Consider the following 19,024-nt stretch of genomic DNA (forward strand, 5'->3'; position numbering starts at 1 on the left):
TCGATGAGAAAGAAAAGGTTTGTAGTAAGCTTGCGTCCAATTAAGTACTTGGAAGAACTTTTAGAAGCTTAAAAAAACTGGAAAAGCAGAATTGGTATTAGATAGTTATTCATGCGTTTGTCGTGAAGTCTCCCCCGGCTCCGTTGACTTTATATCGGCAAACTGATAAGATACTCATAAATGTTCCAATGAGTATCTTATTTTTATGTTTCAAAAAATAAAAGGGGAGTAAAAATGACAAAAAAGAAAATCATTGCTCTGTGTGTCAGTGCTGTTGTTCTTGCAGCGGCAGCGGCGGGAGTGAAAGGAGGAAGCTGGCTGATGAAGCATCAGCGGATGCAGCATGAGTTTACGCATGAGATGAATGCATTCACGACCAAAACAAACGCTGAGCTGATCCAGCCGACGATTGTTGCGGAGGATGATATCTACGGCTGGTTTTTCCATGAGGAAGATGACGGGCTGTACATGAATCTCTATTACCGGATCAAAAACGAGTCCAATCAGCACGAAATTGCATCCAGTGAATTTCCTGTGAAGATCAAAAAGGAGCTTCTTGCGGATGATGAAGTGTGGAGCAGAACGACGCGGACCGCGAAAAATCAGGTTCACGCGGAATACCTGGAAGGAGAAGATGACATGACGGTTTCGTTTGACGTCTATTACCAGTGTGAGGGTTCCTGCGGGGAATATTTTGCGGATATTACCGTGACGGACAGTGAGACCGGAAAGCTCTACTACAGCAGTGAAGCAGAAAATAAAGCGGCAGAATAGGAGGAGCGATGGCCGAAAAACAAAGCAAAAATAAATGGCATACCCCGGCGGAGCGGATTATGATGCTGGGATTTGCGGCGGTAATCCTGCTGGGAACGATTCTTCTGTGCCTGCCGGTTTCTGCGGCGGACGGAAAAAGCGTTTACTGGCTCGACGCCCTGTTTACCGCAACGACATCTGTCTGCGTGACGGGCCTTGTCACCGTTCCGACAGCGACGACATGGAGTACCTTTGGAAAAATTGTGATCCTCGGGTTGATTCAGTTCGGAGGTCTTGGCATCATGGCGTGCCTGACGATGGTGTTTCTGATCCTGCGCCGGAAAATCAGTCTGCAGAGCCGCAAACTGATCCAGGACACTTACAATCTGCCGGTTTTAAAGGGCAGCGTCGGTATTGTGCGGAAGCTGCTGATCGGCACGGCGGCGGTGGAGCTGGCGGGAGCCTTTTTCTACAGCTTCTGGTTTGTGCCGGAATACGGTTTCTGGAAGGGAATCGGCTACAGCCTGTTCCACTCCGTATCCGCCTTCTGCAACGCCGGAATTGACCTCGTCGGGGAATCCTCGTTCGCCCCGTTTGTGACGAACCCTCTCATCAACTTTACGACGATGGGCCTGATTCTCTTAAGCGGCCTTGGCTTTCCGGTCTGGTGGGAAGTGCTGGAGCGCGTGCAGGATCTTGTAAAAGGAAAACGGACCCGGAAAAACTTCGTGCGCGGCTTCACGCTCCACACCAAACTGGTTCTGACGACAACCGTCATTCTTCTGTTCGGCGGGGCGCTTCTGATCCTCGCGCTGGACTGGAACCACGCATCCTCGCTTGGCAGCTTAAAACCGGCGCAGAAGGTTATGGCGGCCTTCTTCCAGTCCGTGACGACGCGAACAGCCGGCTTTGAGACGATCCCGCAGGCAAACTTCTCGGACGGTTCCGCGATGGTGAGCATGATCCTTATGTTCATCGGCGGCTCTCCGATGGGAACGGCGGGCGGTGTCAAGACGACGACTGTTGCGATTCTGCTCGTGGTCGTCGCATCCTACATCCGCGGCGATTCCGACACTGTGGTCTGGGGACGGAAGGTCATGGAAGAAAATATCCGCACCGCGATCGTTATTTTCTTCTTCGCACTGACGATGGCATTCACCGCGACGGTGCTTCTGATCTCTGTCACCGGAAGTCCTCTGCTGGACTGCCTGTATGAGATCGTTTCCGCTGTGGCAACCGTGGGACTGACGCGGTCGCTTACGCCGACCCTTCCGGCGGCGGGAAAAATCATCGTAATTCTGGTCATGTTCATGGGACGTCTTGGACCGGTTACGCTGGCCATTGCACTGCGGCGGAAAAGCGGAAGAAAAGATGTGGATATCCAGCGCCCGGAACAGCGGGTGCTGATTGGATAAAAGAGGAGAAAAAACATGAGTAAACAATACGCAGTCATCGGACTTGGAAAATTCGGCTTCGCCGTGGCAACGACGCTGGCACAGGCAGGAAAAGAAGTGCTTGCGGTCGATAAAGACCCGGAGCTGGTACAGGAGATCGCCGATCTCGTCACATATGCGGCACGCGCAGACATTACCGACAGCCGTGTCTTTGCATCGCTTGGCATCAGCAACATGGATGTGGTGATCGTCGGTATTGCCGAAAATATGGAGTCGAGTATCCTTGCCACCCTGCAGGCAAAAGAGGCGGGCGTGCCGCTCGTCATCGCCAAGGGCATGAATCCGATGCATGCCAATATTTTGAAAAAAGTCGGCGCGGACCGCGTCGTGATGGCGGAGAGTGAGACGGGCATCCGCCTCGGAAAAAGCCTGATTTCCGGCGGCTTCCAGGACTTCTTCATGCTGTCGGATTCGTTCTCCATGGTAGAACTTCCCGTGCCGGAAGCGTGGACGGGGCATAACCTCGAGGAGCTGGATCTGCGGAAGAAATACGGTATCAACGTGATTGCCGTCAAGGACGGGGACAACATCCGTGTCACGGTCAATCCGAAGACGCTGCTTCGCGCAGAGGAAGTGCTGATTCTGGTCGGTGAAAACAAAGAACTTGCCAAATTGATGAAAAACAGGAAATGAGGGAACCATTCATGATTACAAGCAGCAGCAATGCACAGGTAAAAAACATTATTGCGCTGAATAAAAAAGCAAAAGAACGCCGGGAGCAGGACGTTTTCGTGGCAGAGGGCTGGAAAATGTTTCAGGAAGCGCCGCGGGAATGGCTGAAAAAAGTATATATGTCTGAGAGCGGCAGCAAAACGCATGAAATGCCGTCCGACGGGACAGAATACGAAGTAGTGGACGACCGCGTGTTCCAGTCCATGTGCGACACGAAGACGCCGCAGGGTGTTTTAAGTGTGATCCGCATGCCGCATTACACCGAAGAGGAGGTGCTGGACAACGGAAAGACACCGCTGTTGATGGTACTTGAGGATCTGCAGGACCCTGGAAATGTCGGAACAATCATCCGCACCGCAGAGGGCGCAGGAGTCACCGGCATCATCATGAGCCGCGGTACCGCGGATATCTTCAATCCGAAAACGATCCGCTCGACGATGGGCTCGATCTACCGTATGCCGTTTCTGATCGTCGACGATGCGGTCGGATTTGTAAAAGGCTTAAAAGCGCGGAAGATCTGTACGTACGCGGCACATCTGCACGGCGTGCATTCCTACCGCGAGGAGGATTACACAAAAGGAACGGCATTCCTGATCGGAAATGAGGGAAACGGCCTGACCGACGCAATGGCAGAGGCTGCCGAGTGCCTGATCCGTATTCCGATGGAAGGAAAAGTGGAGTCGTTAAACGCGGCGATTGCATCCGCCGTTCTCATGTATGAGGCACACGGCCAGCGCGCATAAAAGAAAGAGCGGTACCGGTTTTCTTACATTTCTCTTAACCTGTGGGAATCCACTCGACAGAACCGGTATTTTGAGCTAAAATAAAAAGAACAGAATCCGGGCTGAATTTCTGTCAGTCCGGTAAAACTGTAATATTTGCCAGAAAAACAAGTTACAGTTACAGTTTGCAGGGAACCTGTGAACTGTAACAAAAGCTGTTTTGGGAGGAAGGAAAAATGAGTGAGAAAAAAAACATCAGCAAAAAGGAGCTCCGAAGAAGAAAGCGGAAGCGTGCGCTGATGATCAAAACAGGAATTCTATGTGTTCTGCTTGTCATCCTCGGCATTGGAATCTGGGCTTTGGCCGGAGGAACAGAAAAAATCCAGCAGAAAGCACAGGAAAAAGAGGATCAGAAAACAGCAGAGGTGGACGGTTCCGTATCGTCGGACAGCACGGGAAGTGCTGAAGCGCCGACAACGAAAGCACAGATTATGGCGGAAGCCGATGCACTTGCGCAGACATACGATTACGATGGAGCCATTGAAAAGCTCCAGAGCGTAGAGGGCGCAGCGACCGACGCGGATATCATCACAAAAGTAGCAGAGTACACCAGTACGAGAGATGCCTGTGTGCGCGTCAACATCAACGAAGTAACCCACATTTTCTATCATTCTCTTGTAGTCGATCCGCAGAAAGCGTTCTATCAGGACAACGCACAGACCGCAGGCTTCTGCCAGTGGATGACCACCGTGGATGAGTTCAACGCGATCACCCAGCAGATGTACGACAGAGGATATGTCATGGTTTCGATCAACGATCTCGTGAAAAAGACCGTAGATGATGACGGAACCGTTCATTACGAGGAAGGGGACATTTACCTGCCGGAGGGCAAGAAAGCATTCGTTCTTTCTCTGGATGACCTTTCCTATTACCACTCTTACGACGGACGCGGCATTGCCAGCAAGATGGTAGTCGGCGACGACGGAAAACCGACCTGCGAATACATTCAGGATGACGGAACTGTTGTGACCGGTGCTTACGACTGCATCCCGCTGATGGATCAGTTTATCGAAGCGCATCCGGATGCCGTATACCACAATGCGCGCGGAACCGTAGCACTGACCGGCTACGATGGAATCCTCGGATACCGCACCGACGGTGATTACAAGACGAGAGAAAATCTGACGGATGATCAGGTAGCATGGCTTGATGCACACCCGGATTTCGACTGGGATAAAGAGTGCGAGGAGGCGAAAAAAGTAGCCGATGCGATCAAAGCAGACGGCTGGACATTCGCAAGCCATACCTGGGGCCATATCCGTGTCGGCGACAAACCGATCGAGGCGATCCAGGCAGATACCGAGAAATGGCTGACGTATGTTGCACCGCTCATCGGCGGAAGCGATATCATCATCTTTGCACATGGACAGGATCTTTCCGACTGGCACGATTACACGATGGACAATGAGAAGTTTGCTTACTTAAAGAGTCAGGGCTTCAACATCTACTGCAACGTAGATTCCACCCAGTATTTCGTTCAGGTAAGAGACAATTACCTGCGTATGGGACGAAGAAACCTGGATGGATACCGTCTGTACCAGAACCTCTACGGAGGCGGCGAGGACAGAACAAGCGATCTGTTTGATTCTGCCTCTGTTATTGATCCGCAGCGGCCGACAGATCCATCTCTTTACAATTTAGGTTAAAGAATTTTGAAAATGAAAAAGATCTCACAGAACTTTCTATTATTTATAGAAGAAAGTCTGTGGGATCTTTTTTTCAGCAGGGCGAACCGTTTACAGATATTTTTCTATGAGCGGAAACGGCAGAGGCCCGAGACGGAGCAGTTTTTCATGGAAACCGATCAATGAGAATGAGTCACCTTCCTGTTCCTGCACTTCCGAGAGGAGCTGCGAAAACGAGAGCGATCCGACACAGTATTTCAGATAGTTCGCCGGTGTCTCGAGAATATACTGATATAAAGAGGCAGCAGCCGACGCATCCGTGATGCCGAACTGCGCCAGAAAGGCTGACGCATCCGGGAGGAGCCATCCCTGGCTGTGGATGCCGAGATCCAGCAGCGAGCAGAGGGTAAGATGCACTGAGCGGTTCAGATACCAGAGACGGCAGAGCGCCTGCGTGTTCGCATCGAGATTACGTGCGGCGTAGCGGCAGGCATACGATTCAACGTAGGTTGCCCATCCTTCCACATAACCCGACGGCGCGTAGAGATGGCGGATCAGAAGCGGGTCGGAGCGCGAGAACGAGACGGTCTGGTACAGATGGCCGGGAAAGCCCTCGTGGGCAAGTGTGGAATACAGCTCGATGCCGGTCATCTCATCCGCGGGATTCAGGTAAATGGAGTTGGGTGAATTGACATCGGCGGGCGGTGTGAGATAAAAGGCGGGGCTTAAAAAATCCTTGAGGGAGTCATCCACGGTCTTTACTTCATATGAAATATCCGAAAGAACGGGAAAATCCTCGGAAATAGCATTTTGGAGATCGGCAAGCATTTCCTCCGGCGTGGAGAACGGCAGCACGAGCGCCTGCCCGGAGAGGGAGAGCGACGGATTCTGATCGAGAATGATCTGCATTTCGGCACACTGGTCCGCAAGCTGCTGCGTTAAAAGGCGGGTCAGCTCCTCCGGTGAAGCGTCAACACCGACGCGGCTGCGGAGAAGATACGCATAGTAGGAAAGTCCGCCTTCCTGCCGGGAAAGACCGCCGGCGTTCTGCGTTCCTTTGCCGCGGAGTGAAGAAAGCGCATCGGAAAGAGAGCGGTAGGCGGGAAAAACACAGGAGGTAAGGAGTTTTTCATGCGTCTGCAGACAGAGATTCCTTTCCGCCGCAGAAAACAGTGAAGACGCCAGCAGTTTATTCTGAAAAACGGTGTGGAGCAGATGGCTTTCCGGTGTATCCGCGTCGGCGAGAAAAGCACTGCACTGGCGGATAATGCCATCGACCGCAAGGTCATTCTGAAACACGCCCTGCCGGGATTTTTCCTGCTCAAGTGCGATGAGGTCGGAGAAATAGCGCGGGAGGTCCTGCAGAAGATGGAGGTAGTCGGCGACATCCTGCTGTGTGCGGAACGGGTACTCCGCGAGCAGAATGGGAAGCTGTGCCTGAATTCCGAGCGACGGACCGAGCGGTTCCGCAAGAAGGCTGGTGCTGCCCGGCATTTTCTCACAGTCCAGCTCGTAGAGCAGAAGATCGAGCGTAATCTGATTTTCCCGGGAGAGGCGGTTTCGATGAAAGGATGTGAGCGTCGTTTCCACACTCTGCAGCACGGCATCATACGAGGTGCGGTCAGGGATAGAAACCGTGCCGAACGAGGCGGTGCCGGGGGCAATTCCGCGGGAAGCCGGATCGGCGAGGGTATAGTGGAGCGTGATGGCAGAAGAGGTTACCTCGGAGTGGAACCGTTCCTCCACATACGCGGAAAACCGGCGGTTCTCACCAGGGGAAAAGAACGGGGAAAAATACCAGAACAGCAGGGCGAAAAGAAGTCCGCCGCACAGAAGCAGAGGGAACAGGATGCGGCGGTGCAGAGAAGCTGGTTTCATAGAATAGGCTCCGGTGCGGACAGTTATCATAAAGTATGTAAAAAATGCTGATTTTATGCGCTTTTTCCGTGGTCTTTCATTTGACTTTCCAAAACGGCTTTGCTATAATCAGAAACGAACGAAATAAGGGACTTTTCAGTGCTGAGCGGATTTGAAAAGATTAAAAACAGAATCCGCGAAGGTAAAAGGAAATCAGGTGGAAATCCTGAGCGATCCGGTCACTGTAAGCAGGGAGTGTTAGCTGCAGAAATGCCATTGTGCGGAATGCATGAGAAGGCGCGGCTGCCGTGAAGATCTGCGAGTCAGGAAACCTGCTGGAAAGGTTAGTGAATCGCTTCCGATGAAAGCATATATTCATGGAAAGATGTACGAAGTAAAATCGGACATCTGCTTTTTTGTCGCCATGCGTCCGAAAGAGAGCTCCGGTGGAGAAACTCTTTTGCAGAAAAAGCAGATGTCTGTTTGTCTTTTCGCAGAAAAAATGTGTCCTCAAAAACAAGATTACTTGCAGGGAGACATCATTGACGGGGACAGGCACCGCCCAGCTGCCTGAAAAAGTCAGACGGAATCCGGAGCAGATGCACGAAGGATATCCGAAGAAAAGGAGAAGTTATGAAAGGAAATTCAAGCAAATTTCTGGCACTGCTGCTGTCGGCGTCCATGATCATGAGCCCGACTGCCAGCGTATTAGCAGATACGCAGGAAAAAGCAGCACAGACAGAAAGCAGCGCAGCCGCAGAGGAAGCGCCGCAGAGCGAAGAAACAGCAGAGACGGCAGAACCGGAAACAACACCGGCAGAAACCGAGAGCAGTGAAAGCACTGCAGAGACTCCGGCAGAAGAGCCGACAGAAACACCGGCCGCGCCTGCAGAGGATCAGACACCGGCAGGATCTGACGAGACCGGGACACCATCCGCAGATGAGGATGCTTCGGAAGATACTGCAGAGGACACTGCAAAAGACGGTGAAGAGACTGCCGATACCACAGAAAAAGAGCCGGAAGCAGCAGATGAGACTTCCCAGGATGCTGAAAAAGAAACACCGGCAAAAGAAGAAACCAAAGATGCTGTAAAAGAGAATACCAGTCCGGCGGCAGAACAGCCGAAAACGGAAGTAAAAGAAACGACCAAAAATGAGGCATCCAATACAGCCGAGAAGAAAGAAACAAAAGCAGCGGAAGAAGCAAAACCGGCAGATGGTGAGTATGAGACTTCTGCAGAAGCAACCGGAAGCATGTTCAGTGTGATTTCTTCCAGACTCATCGTAAAAGATGGAAAACTGAAAGCATCCATTCTGCTGAGTGGAACCGGCTATGATTACCTGTATATGGGAACAGCAGCAGAAGCTGCTGCAGCAGATGAAAAGAGCTGGATTGCTCCGACAGGAAGCGAAACCTATACGGATACGAAGACCGGTGCAGAAAAGACCGGATATCGTTTTGAAATTCCAGTGGAAGAGCTTGACAAACAGATGGATGTTGCCGTCCGCTCAGCCAAGAAAAAAACATGGGCTGATAAAACTGTTACGATCCACAGCACCGATGCAATCCCGACGGTAACACCGGAACCAACCGAGACTCCAAGCGAAAATCCCGGTGAGGATTCCTCGAATAAGCCAGCCAGTGTAGAAGCACCGGTTACCAAAGAGGACGGCAGCGTATTCAAAATGTTCGTCATCTCCGAGGCAACAATGATCAACAAGGGCGATAAACTCGTTCTTACACTGAAAACAAACAACGTATCATTTGATAAACTGTATCTTGGAAAGAACGATGACCTTGCAAAAACACCGGCTATCCAGGGAATGCAGGAAGCAAACGGCGGTTATTCCTTTGCATTTGAAGTAGATGCGGACAAAGCCGGCACAACCGTTCCGATCGTTCTTGGAAAGCCAGATGGAACCTGGTACACCAAACAGCAGCTTTATCTTGCAGTTCCGGGTAAAACACCGGAAGTAACTCCGACACCGGAGCCGACCGAGACTCCGGTCCCGACTGCAGCCCCGACTCCGATTGAGACTCCGGCTCCAACCGCAACTCCAACTCCGGAACCGGCGAAAGTAGAAAACGGTATCTACGGCGGAACCGCGGAGACCGGCGCAGCTATGTTCAAAGTAGTCGGCGTAGAGCTGACCGTAAAAGACGGCGACATGAAAGCACGCATCACGTTAAGTGGTGTTGCCTACGATTATCTGTACATGGGAACACCGGAAGAGGCAGCTGCCGCAGACAAGAGTGCATGGATTGCAGGCGTCGGCACCGTTGATTACACAACAGCAGACGGCGAGACGAAAACAGGAATGCAGTATGATATTCCGGTAGCAGCACTCGATCAGGCACTTGTTGTTTCTTCCCATTCTGCAAAACAGGATAAATGGTATGCAAGAACCATTACCATCGCATCTTCCAGCCTGAAAAAGACCGCAGATCTTCCGGCAGATGAGACCAATAAAGTAGCAGATGGTATTTACAGTGCAGAGGCAACAACTAATGCAGCAATGTTCAAGGTAGTCGGCGTAAAACTGACCGCGAAAAACGGAAAAATGACAGCAGTTATCACCTTAAGCGGAAGCGGCTATGATTATCTGTATATGGGAACCAGAAAAGATGCGGCAGCAGAGAGCGGCGCATGGATCGCTTCCACCGGAAAAGTGGACTACACCTTAGACGGTGAAACCAAAACCGGAATGCAGTTTGAAATCCCGGTAGAGGCACTGGATCAGGAACTTGCTGTAGCAGCTCATGCAGTAAAGAGCGGCAAATGGTACGACAGAGCCATCACGATTGCATCTTCCAGCCTGAAAAAGACCGGAGACCTTCCGTCGGATGACAACAAGGGCGATACTCCGAAACCAACCCTCGTTCCGACCAAGACCCCAACCGTATCTCCATCTGAGACACCGGTTGTAAAACCGACCAGCACCCCGACTCCGGCACCGACCCAGAAACCGGCCGATACCAAACCGGAGCAGGAATCCAAATATGAGTCTGATTTAAGTGGCGGCACATCCAAAGTAGACAGTGCAACCACACTGGCAGACGGCGTTTACACCCCAGACGGCTTTTCCTTCTCGGGCGGTACCGGAAAGGTAAGCATCTCCTGCAGCAAGATCACCGTAACAAACGGACAGGCGTATGCAACCATCGCTTTTAGCAGTCCGTATTACGGATATGTAAAAGCAAACGGAAACAAATATATGGCAAATGTCAGCGGCGGAAGCAGCATCTTCACCATTCCGGTTGAGCTGAATAAGAACAATACCATCATCGGTATGACCACCAGAATGTCCGTTGCCCATGAGATTTCCTACAACATCTTCATCTCCCTGGCAGCAGCAAAGAAGGGCGGCAGCACTTCTTCCAGCACAGGATTTGTAAAAGCAGACGGAACAACCTCCACGATCAGCACCGATAACTCCAGGCTGGATACCACCGCTCCGGAGATCATGGGACTGGAATACAAAGCAGAGACAAAACTTGCTTACGCAGAGTACTTCAAGATGTATCATTACGACGAAGGCATCACCCTGCTGGAGATCGATATGACAAAAGATACCGAGCGTGATCCGGAGAAACAGACCGAGGACGACAAGAAAGCAGAAGATACCGATACCGCAGCAGCAGAGGATACCGCAGCAGCAACCGACGAGGAAGAAGCGGCAGCAGCATCCGATTCCAAAAAGACCAGCACTGAGAAAGCGAAAGATCTGACCGAAAAGACAAAAGAGCTGTACGAAGGCAATGTTGTCAAATATCTGATCGTTCCGAAAGATGTTGAGATTCCGGCAGGACTGGACAAAGATATGATCGTGATCCAGCTTCCGGTTGAGAAAGCATACGTAGCATCTGAGGATGCCCTGAAACTTCTCGACGAGCAGTTAGACGCAGCAGAGAGCATCAAAGCAGTCGGCATGGAGCAGAAAGACTGCCAGATCGAAAACATTGCAAAAGCAATGGAAGACAAAAAAATCTCCTTCGACGGAGCATTCGATGATCTGGACTACAAAGCTCTGGTAAAAGACGAAATCGACTTTGCAATTCTTCCGTCTGAGTTCCTTCCGGGAAATGCAAAAGATGAGAAAGCAGACGAAGAAAAGACTCCGGAAGAACTTCTGAAAGAGGAAAATGAGCGTCTGTCCGATACCGCAGAGCGTCTGGCAACCCTGACCATTCCGATGCTGGTTGACCGTTCCGCAGACGAGAAGACCGATCTTGCGAAAGCAGAGTGGCTGAAGGTCTACGGCGTGATCTTCGGATGCGAGGATCAGGCAAACGAGCTGTTCCAGCAGATGGTAAAGGCAGAAGAGAATAAATAAGTACAATAATTTGCAGCAAAAAATGAGAAAGGGCTGCTGCCGTATGGCAGCGGCTTTTTCTTTAAGAAAGGAATATCAAATGACAGGAAAAAACGAAAGAAAGCTGAAAAAATGGGCCGCACTTTTTCTTGCAGCAGCGATGTCACTGACGGCCTGCGGCAGCACCGCATCGTCCGCGTCGGGCACTTCGGCAGTTTCTGAGAGCAGCACATCCACAGCATCCGCAGCAGACGTTTCCGAAAGTCAGACGGAGAGCACATCCGCCTCGGAAAGTACGGCTGAAAGTGAAAGCACCTCCGAAGCCACTGCTGCGGGCAGCACCTCCGGGAGTGATACCGCATCCGCGGATGGTTTCGCAACGACAGACGATGTCAGCGACGCACCGGACATCACCGGAATCACCATCGAGAGCAAGATGGTCCTGAATTACGCCGAGTGCTTTAACGTATACTACTGCACAGACGGCTATAAACTGATCGATGTCAAAGACGGCGCGCAGTATCTGCTCGTCCCGGACGGAAAAGAGGCACCGGATGACCTTGATTCCGACGTAATTGTAATCCATCAGCCGCTGGAACGCATCTACATGGCAGCAACCTCTCCGATGGCGCTGTTCGATGCCATCGACTCCCTCGATACGATTCGTCTCTCCGGTGAAACCGCAGACAACTGGTACGTACAGGATGCCGCTGACGCGATGAATGCCGGAACGATGATCTTTGCCGGAAAATACAGTGAGCCGGATTACGAACTTCTGGTCAGTGAGAACTGTGATCTGGCCATTGAATCTACGATGATCCTCCATTCCCCGAAGGTACAGGAGATGATCGAGATGCTCGATATTCCGGTCTTCATCGACCGTTCCAGCTACGAATCCCAGCCTCTTGGCAGAACCGAATGGATCAAACTCTACGGTGCCATGCTGGACAAAGAGGAGGAGGCAGCCGACTTCTTTGCAAGTCAGGCAAGTGTTGTGGAAAATCTGAAGGATTTCCAGAATACCGAAAAAACGGTCGCTTTCTTCTATATTAATACGAGCGGAGCTGCCGTTGTGCGGAACCCGGAGGACTACATTTCCAACATGATCGAGCTTGGCGGTGCGCGCAACGCCTTCCGTGATCTCCAGGACGACAGCGGAAAAACATCCGTGCCGATCACGATGGAGCAGTTCTACGATACGGCCGAAGATGCGGACTACCTGATCTACAACGCAAGTATCGATTCCACCGTCAAAACCCTGGACGACCTGCTGGCAAAGGATTCCATGTTTGCCGATTACAAAGCCGTCAAAGAGGGAAACGTCTGGACAACCGAGAAATCCATGTATCAGGCAACCGATAAAATTGCACAGTTTACCAACGACATTAACCTTCTGGTAACGGGCGGCGATCCGGATCAGATGGTATTCTTAAGAAAATTATCCTGATGGAGGAACGTATGTCAGAGAAAAAAAATATGACAGGAAAAGAGAACAGTTTCCATATGGAAAACTTCCGGCGCCGTTCGCGGTATGCCGCTGTGTTCCTGGTGCTGATTCTGGCGTTCGCCGCCATCACCGTGCTGAATATCAATTCCGGAAACGTAAATATTTCGATTCCGGAAATTTTCCGGATTCTGCTGCGGCGGACCGGAGAGGGGAAAGAGTACAATATTATCTGGAAAATCCGCCTTCCGCGTATTCTGATGGCGGCAATCCTGGGCGGTGCATTGTCGTTGTCCGGTTTCCTGCTGCAGACCTTCTTTGAAAACCCGATTGCCGGCCCGTTTGTACTTGGAATATCCTCGGGTGCCAAAATGGTCGTAGCGCTGACTATGATTTTTTATCTGGGGCGGGCACGTAATATTACCTCTTATACGCTGATTATTGCCGCATTTATCGGTTCCCTGATTTCCGTCGGCTTTATCCTGCTGATGTCGCGGCGGCTGAAACATATGGCAACGCTTCTTGTTGCCGGGATTATGATCGGCTATATCTGCTCGGCCGTAACAGATTTTGTTGTCACCTTCGCGGAGGATTCCGATATTGTCAATCTGCACGGCTGGTCGCAGGGAAGCTTTTCCGGCATGAGCTGGAGCAATGTGGCAATCTCAGCAGTTGTGATCGGAATCACCTTTGTCATCACATTTTTGATGGCAAAGCCGATTGGCGCGTATCAGCTCGGCGAGGCATATGCGCAGAGCATGGGCGTCAACATCAAGGTCTTCCGTATCGCGCTGATTCTGCTTTCGAGTATTCTCTCCGCATGCGTCACCGCATTTGCCGGCCCGATTTCGTTTGTCGGCATTGCCGTACCGTTCCTCGTCAAACAGAGCCTCGGCACATCGCGTCCGCTCGTCGTAATCCCGGGAACGTTCCTCGGCGGAGCCGTCTTCTGTATGATGTGTGACCTGATCGCGCGTATGGCGTTTGCGCCGCTGGAGCTGTCCATCAGTACGGTCACATCGATCTTTGGTGCGCCGGTTGTCATTTTCATGATGCTGCGCCGGAAAAGGGGGTAAGAGAATATGAATGAATATTATTTTCATCTGGACCACCTGACGGTCGGCTATGATAAAAAGCCGCTGATCAAAGATATCTGCATCGGCATCGAAAAAGGCGAGATCGTTACGCTGATCGGACCGAACGGTTCCGGTAAATCAACGATTTTGAAAAGCATCACCCGCCAGTTAAAGCTGGTCGGCGGAAATGTGGAATTTGACGGGAAAAACCTGCATGAGCTTTCGTTCCGCGAGCTGTCCACGAAAATGGCGGTTGTGCTGACGGAGCGCATGAAGCCGGAATTAATGACGTGCCACGATATCGTGGCGACGGGCCGTTATCCGTACACGGGACGGCTCGGCATGCTGACCCGCGAGGATGAGGAGAAGGTCGAGGAGGCGATGCGCGCCGTTCATGCCGAAGAGCTCGGCGGCCGCGATTTCAACGCCATCAGCGACGGCCAGCGCCAGAGAGTGCTTCTTGCGCGTGCGATCTGCCAGGAGCCGGAGGTCATCGTCCTCGACGAGCCGACTTCTTTCCTCGATATCCGCCACAAGCTGGAACTGCTTGCGATTCTGCGTCGCATGGCAAAGGAGAAGGGCATCACCGTCATCATGTCGCTGCATGAGATCGATCTGGCACAGAAAATTTCAGACAAGATCATCTGCGTCAAGGGCGATGCTATTTCCCATTTCGGCGCGCCGGAGACAATTTTCCGCGAGGATATCATCCGCGAACTGTACGAGATTGACAATGGTTCGTTCGACCCGTGCTTCGGAAGCATCGAGCTGCCGCGGCCGGAGGGAACGCCGCGCGTCTTTGTCCTCGCAGGCGGCGGAACGGGAATCCCGGTTTTCCGGAAACTGCAGAAGGAAAATGTCCCGTTTGCAGCAGGCGTCCTGTATACGAACGATATCGATTACCAGCTCGCCCGCATTCTGGCGATGGAGACGGTAACCGAAGCACCGTTCCAGGAGATCAGCGACGAGGTATTTGCCCGCGCCTGCGAGCTGATGAAGAGCTGTGAACGTGTCATCGACACCGGCGTCCCGGTGGGCATGTGCAACCGTCGGATCGAAGAGCTGAGGGCAGAAGCAAAGCGGCTTGGAAAGCTGGCAGAGTAAAACAAAGAAAAATGTAATATTAAATTGTACAAAAAATTCACACAATTCAAGCCAAAAACCAACAGAGATTGACACTTAAAAAGTCAAGTGCTTTGTAAAATCTTTTGGCAAAATAACGGTTTTCTCTGTTATGACCAAAACACGTGTTCTGATTTCGCAAGATTTAAACACATGATTTCCACACCGTTTTTCGTGGATAATGTGGATAACTCGGTGTATAACTTGTTTTTAGGCATGTTTTCGGTGGTTAACTATGTGGATAACTTGTGGACGGGATGTTTATAAAATTGACCCATGTGGAAAAAAGCCGGTTTCTTTGTGCAATTTTGACAAAAAGGGGTTTTAAAGTTTTACACGACTGACATGAAAGGTTTTTCAGATTTCAGAAACTACGGAAAAACAGAAAAAAGCAGGCAGTTCTCCGTACAATACGAAGAATGCCTGCTTTTGCTGTATCCTATTTGAAAGAAGCCATTAGTGGCTGATCAGATATTTCTCCACGGAAGTCACGCAGTTCGCGCCATCGGCGGCTGCCGTGATGATCTGGCGGAGCTGCTTCGTGCGGACATCGCCTGCGGCGAACACGCCTGGCACGCTCGTCACACCGTCTTCGCCGGCTTTGATATAGCCAGCCTCATCGGTTTCGACTGCGCCCTGAATCAGCGCAGACACCGGAACGATGCCGACGGCAATAAAGACACCGTCCACGGCGATCTCACCCGTTTCGCCTGTTTTTTTGTTTGTTATTTTTACGCCGGACACCATCTCATTTCCCTCGATGGAATCCACAACCGTATCCCACACCATTTCCACATTCGGCAGTGCCAGCAGTGCATCCTGGAGAACACCGGCTGCCCGCAGTTCATCGCGGCGGTGGATCACGTAAACCTTTTTGCACGTTCTGGCAAGGAAAATCGCATCCTCCACGGCGACATCGCCGCCGCCGATAACGGCAACGGTTTTGTCTTTGAAAAATGCGCCGTCACACGTTGCACAGTAAGAGACGCCCATGCCGGAGAGTTCCTTTTCACCAGGTACATTTAACGCGCGGTGCTCCGCACCGGTTGCAAGAATGACCGTTCTGGCATGATACTCATTTTTTCTCGTGCGGACAATCTTGATCTCTTCGTCAAGAACAAGCTCCTTCACACGCTCGCGGGAAAATTCCGCGCCCATTTTTTCAGCGTGTGCGCGCAGCGTGCTTCCGAGATCCATGCCGCTGATGCCCGGAAGGCCGGGATAGTTGTCTACTTCATAGGTATTCAGCACCTGGCCGCCGCTTGCAAAGTTTGCCTCAATCGTAAGAGAGGAGAGCTTTGCGCGTTTCGCATAAATCGCGGCAGAAAGACCCGCCGGGCCGGAGCCGATGATGATAACGTCGTATAAGTTTTCCATAAAAATCCTCGTTTTCGTCTGTAGTAAGCTGCCATGCAGCCATTTTTCTGAAAGTATCGTTACGGAGCCGGTGTTTCGGACGGTTCCTGACTGTCGGAAACGGAAGATGAATCTTCCGCGGAAGTTTTTTTGGCTTCTTCTTCCGGCGCTTCCGGCTGGTTGTGAACCACCTTGATGCTGCGTACCAGCTTCAGATCGTTGTCGATGCCGATTTCAGTGTAGTCCAGCTTTTCGTCATCACTATAGAATGTGTAGAGTGTCAGGTTACTATCCTCTTTTTCCGTTTTTTCTGATTTGGCATCCCCTGCCTTCGCCAGAAAATCGCTCTCGGAAGTGCCGAGCGTGATGCCGTTTGTGATTGAAATCGGAATCTTTGTCGTATCGAGATCGCCGTACAGCGAAGTAACAAAACAGTTGCGCACTGTCGTCGCCTCCGCGCCGTAATTATGTACGGTGCAGTAAAGCTTCTGACCGCCCTTTTCCAGCGTGACGTAGCCGTATTTTCCGTTTAAAACGGCCGTATCGGACTCTTTCGTATTGACGGTCCAGTCGTGGTCCAGAAGTTCACTGACCGGAACGGGAAGATGATAGAGTACATCGTCAAAGCGGACGGTCCAGTCGTTGATTTCAATGCTGTCGGTTTCCGGTGCCTGGTAGGCCTCCACTTCCGGTGTTGTGGCATCGCTGACACCATCGAGCGCTTCTGCATCAGCCGTGGTCGTAAAGTTCTGCATATCGAGGGAATACAGAATTCCCGTTTTGTTATCGAAGCCGAGCGTGATCGTCTGGTACAGCCCGTACTCATACGTGAACTGCACAGAGGTATCGGTCTCATAACGGTCCTTTGGCGCACCGTAGATGCTTTCCGCATCCTCCATCAGCGACTGCTGCAGAGTGACGCCGTTCGGCAGGCCGACATAGATATTCTGGCCCTCAGCGGTCGAGGTGTCGATGTGAATGCCTCCGATCAGGCATTCCGCCACTGGCTTTGCCGTGGTATCCGGATTGGCAATATCGACGGTAATCTGGTTTCCGTCCTTTTCAAAACTTTCGCCCTCTGAGAAGGATTCCGGCTGGATTTCCTTCGTGTCGTCGCCGCTGTAGACCCAGCCAAGCGCTGTAAAATCCGCGTAGGATTCCGGAATTTCGTATGTATCGCCCCAGATGGCAAGCTGAAAACTGTTCAGGTTCTTCGAGAGATCCACATCGTATTCCGGAATCTCATCGGAATCGCCGGAGGCCGCCAGATTGTCTTCGGGGTCGTCATCGTCGGTACTCTGACTGATGGTTGTGATCGGAATCGTTTCTGTTTTCTTTCCGCAGCCGCTCGTTCCCACGAGGAAAGCGGCAAATACTGCTGTTAAAACCCAACGGTATTTTTTCATCAAAACCTCCTCATAATAAATGGTTAAAAATATTTGAAAGTTACTTCATGTAAGTAACGATATCAGTTCCCCCTATTCTATCACATTCCGCTTCGTTTTCCAATGTCTGAAGCGGATTTGAGAAAAATGGTTTTTCAAAAGCGCGGTACGGAATACATATTTAGTAAGGAACTGGAAAGGGCAGAAGTCTGGGAGGAGGCTGTGTATGCGTTTTACAAAAATGCAGGGCTGCGGAAATGATTATATCTATGTAAATGCCATGGAGGAGCGGGTGGAGAGTCCGGGACGGCTGGCAAAAGCGGTAAGTGACCGCCATTTCGGCATCGGCGCGGACGGGCTGATTCTGATCGGGGCATCCAAAACAGCAGATTTTTCGATGGAAATGTACAACGCCGACGGCTCGAAGGGCGCGATGTGCGGCAACGGCATCCGCTGTGTGGGAAAATACGTGTACGAGCATGGGCTGACGAGAAAAACGACGCTGACTATCGAAACCGGCAGCGGAAACCGTGTGATTCATCTGCAGACGGGGGAGAATCCGAATAAGATCTGTCAGGTGACAGTGGAGATGGGAACGCCGGAATTCCGCGCCGCACAGATCCCCGTTGTTTCTCTGGGGGAATATGTGCTGGAGCATAAAATTACCGTGTGCGGGGAAAATTATACGATGACCTGCCTTTCGATGGGAAATCCGCATGCGGTGATTCCGGTGGAAGATGTGGAAAAAATATCCATTGCAAAGACCGGTTCCGCTTTTGAACACCTTTCCTGCTTCCCGGACCGTATCAATACAGAGTTTATCCAGACTTTAGATCAACACACAATAAAAATGAGAGTCTGGGAACGTGGGAGCGGTGAAACGCTGTCCTGCGGAACGGGAGCGTGTGCGGCAGCCGTCGCGGCGATGCTTTCCGGCTGTGTTTCGGAGGGAGAAACTGCCGTAGAACTGCGCGGCGGCAGGCTTTTCGTTACATGGGACCGGACGAAAAATAAGGTCCTTCTGACCGGCCCGGCCGAGACCGTTTTTGAAGGAACGCTTGCAGAACGAATTTGAAAAATGCAGATTTCTGTCTGCACGAAAGAGCAGTATGCAATATTCTGAAAATAAAAACTTACAGGAAATGCCTTTTCTTTTCAAAAGAAACATGCTACAATATGTGGTG

General features: G+C 51.3%; 14 protein-coding genes and 1 riboswitch. Of the genes, 11 read left to right on the top strand and 3 right to left on the bottom strand.

Annotated features, from left to right (window positions below):
• Nucleotides 1–234: 234 nt before the first annotated feature.
• The 5 genes from ACY2VW_RS05455 to ACY2VW_RS05475 all read left to right on the top strand — a co-directional run bounded on the left by ACY2VW_RS05455 (nt 235) and on the right by ACY2VW_RS05475 (nt 5,307).
• A complete protein-coding gene (locus tag ACY2VW_RS05455; protein ID WP_461877343.1) occupies nt 235–774 on the top strand; it encodes a hypothetical protein in 540 nt (179 codons plus the stop codon).
• An 8-nt stretch (nt 775–782) separates the two neighbouring features.
• Entirely contained in the window at nt 783–2,168 is a 1,386-nt protein-coding gene (locus ACY2VW_RS05460) for a TrkH family potassium uptake protein (protein ID WP_461877345.1), read from the top strand.
• A 15-nt stretch (nt 2,169–2,183) separates the two neighbouring features.
• On the top strand, nt 2,184–2,840 hold the full coding sequence (locus ACY2VW_RS05465; protein ID WP_461874598.1) for a potassium channel family protein: 657 nt from the start codon (nt 2,184–2,186) through the stop codon (nt 2,838–2,840).
• Between the two features lie 11 nt (nt 2,841–2,851).
• Nucleotides 2,852–3,622 carry a TrmH family RNA methyltransferase gene (locus ACY2VW_RS05470; RefSeq protein WP_461877346.1) on the top strand — a complete coding sequence of 257 codons (771 nt, stop codon included), beginning with the start codon at nt 2,852–2,854 and terminating at the stop codon, nt 3,620–3,622.
• 215 nt (nt 3,623–3,837) lie between these two features.
• On the top strand, nt 3,838–5,307 hold the full coding sequence (locus tag ACY2VW_RS05475; RefSeq protein WP_461877348.1) for a polysaccharide deacetylase: 1,470 nt from the start codon (nt 3,838–3,840) through the stop codon (nt 5,305–5,307).
• A 90-nt stretch (nt 5,308–5,397) separates the two neighbouring features.
• On the opposite strand, the gene ACY2VW_RS05480 is transcribed toward ACY2VW_RS05475, so the two are convergent.
• A complete protein-coding gene (locus tag ACY2VW_RS05480) occupies nt 5,398–7,164 on the bottom strand; it encodes a DUF885 domain-containing protein (protein WP_461877349.1) in 1,767 nt (588 codons plus the stop codon).
• Nucleotides 7,165–7,283: 119 nt separating this feature from the next.
• Nucleotides 7,284–7,497: riboswitch (cobalamin riboswitch) on the top strand.
• Nucleotides 7,498–7,504: 7 nt separating this feature from the next.
• Between ACY2VW_RS05480 and ACY2VW_RS05485 the strand changes: the two genes are divergently transcribed.
• The 5 genes from ACY2VW_RS05485 to ACY2VW_RS05505 all read left to right on the top strand — a co-directional run bounded on the left by ACY2VW_RS05485 (nt 7,505) and on the right by ACY2VW_RS05505 (nt 15,081).
• The gene (locus ACY2VW_RS05485) at nt 7,505–7,717 is read left to right on the top strand and encodes a hypothetical protein (protein WP_461877350.1); all 213 of its coding nucleotides are present in this window, start codon (nt 7,505–7,507) and stop codon (nt 7,715–7,717) included.
• 59 nt (nt 7,718–7,776) lie between these two features.
• Entirely contained in the window at nt 7,777–11,478 is a 3,702-nt protein-coding gene (locus tag ACY2VW_RS05490) for a hypothetical protein (RefSeq protein ID WP_461877351.1), read from the top strand.
• Nucleotides 11,479–11,557: 79 nt separating this feature from the next.
• Nucleotides 11,558–12,904, top strand: a complete 1,347-nt coding sequence (locus ACY2VW_RS05495) for an ABC transporter substrate-binding protein (RefSeq protein WP_461877352.1) — start codon at nt 11,558–11,560, stop codon at nt 12,902–12,904.
• Nucleotides 12,905–12,960: 56 nt separating this feature from the next.
• Nucleotides 12,961–13,977 carry a FecCD family ABC transporter permease gene (locus ACY2VW_RS05500; RefSeq protein WP_461874633.1) on the top strand — a complete coding sequence of 339 codons (1,017 nt, stop codon included), beginning with the start codon at nt 12,961–12,963 and terminating at the stop codon, nt 13,975–13,977.
• Nucleotides 13,978–13,983: 6 nt separating this feature from the next.
• Entirely contained in the window at nt 13,984–15,081 is a 1,098-nt protein-coding gene (locus tag ACY2VW_RS05505; protein ID WP_461877353.1) for an ABC transporter ATP-binding protein, read from the top strand.
• A gap of 474 nt (nt 15,082–15,555) precedes the next feature.
• Here ACY2VW_RS05505 and trxB read toward each other — a convergent pair whose 3' ends face one another.
• On the bottom strand, nt 15,556–16,476 hold the full coding sequence (trxB, locus tag ACY2VW_RS05510) for a thioredoxin-disulfide reductase (protein WP_461877354.1): 921 nt from the start codon (nt 16,474–16,476) through the stop codon (nt 15,556–15,558).
• Between the two features lie 59 nt (nt 16,477–16,535).
• A complete protein-coding gene (locus tag ACY2VW_RS05515; RefSeq protein ID WP_461877355.1) occupies nt 16,536–17,861 on the bottom strand; it encodes a hypothetical protein in 1,326 nt (441 codons plus the stop codon).
• 205 nt (nt 17,862–18,066) lie between these two features.
• Between ACY2VW_RS05515 and dapF the strand changes: the two genes are divergently transcribed.
• Nucleotides 18,067–18,915, top strand: coding sequence for a diaminopimelate epimerase (dapF, locus tag ACY2VW_RS05520; RefSeq protein WP_117805222.1), 849 nt, complete (start codon nt 18,067–18,069; stop codon nt 18,913–18,915).
• Nucleotides 18,916–19,024: the final 109 nt, after the last annotated feature.

It is taken from the genome of Fusicatenibacter sp., assembly GCF_977045365.1.

Coding starts and splice junctions, on each gene's coding strand:
- ACY2VW_RS05455 (WP_461877343.1), top strand. CDS start 235: ATGACAAAAAAGAAAATCATTGCTCTGTGTGTCAGTGCTGTTGTTCTT.
- ACY2VW_RS05460 (WP_461877345.1), top strand. CDS start 783: ATGGCCGAAAAACAAAGCAAAAATAAATGGCATACCCCGGCGGAGCGG.
- ACY2VW_RS05465 (WP_461874598.1), top strand. CDS start 2,184: ATGAGTAAACAATACGCAGTCATCGGACTTGGAAAATTCGGCTTCGCC.
- ACY2VW_RS05470 (WP_461877346.1), top strand. CDS start 2,852: ATGATTACAAGCAGCAGCAATGCACAGGTAAAAAACATTATTGCGCTG.
- ACY2VW_RS05475 (WP_461877348.1), top strand. CDS start 3,838: ATGAGTGAGAAAAAAAACATCAGCAAAAAGGAGCTCCGAAGAAGAAAG.
- ACY2VW_RS05480 (WP_461877349.1), bottom strand. CDS start 7,164: ATGAAACCAGCTTCTCTGCACCGCCGCATCCTGTTCCCTCTGCTTCTG.
- ACY2VW_RS05485 (WP_461877350.1), top strand. CDS start 7,505: ATGAAAGCATATATTCATGGAAAGATGTACGAAGTAAAATCGGACATC.
- ACY2VW_RS05490 (WP_461877351.1), top strand. CDS start 7,777: ATGAAAGGAAATTCAAGCAAATTTCTGGCACTGCTGCTGTCGGCGTCC.
- ACY2VW_RS05495 (WP_461877352.1), top strand. CDS start 11,558: ATGACAGGAAAAAACGAAAGAAAGCTGAAAAAATGGGCCGCACTTTTT.
- ACY2VW_RS05500 (WP_461874633.1), top strand. CDS start 12,961: ATGGAAAACTTCCGGCGCCGTTCGCGGTATGCCGCTGTGTTCCTGGTG.
- ACY2VW_RS05505 (WP_461877353.1), top strand. CDS start 13,984: ATGAATGAATATTATTTTCATCTGGACCACCTGACGGTCGGCTATGAT.
- trxB (WP_461877354.1), bottom strand. CDS start 16,476: ATGGAAAACTTATACGACGTTATCATCATCGGCTCCGGCCCGGCGGGT.
- ACY2VW_RS05515 (WP_461877355.1), bottom strand. CDS start 17,861: ATGAAAAAATACCGTTGGGTTTTAACAGCAGTATTTGCCGCTTTCCTC.
- dapF (WP_117805222.1), top strand. CDS start 18,067: ATGCGTTTTACAAAAATGCAGGGCTGCGGAAATGATTATATCTATGTA.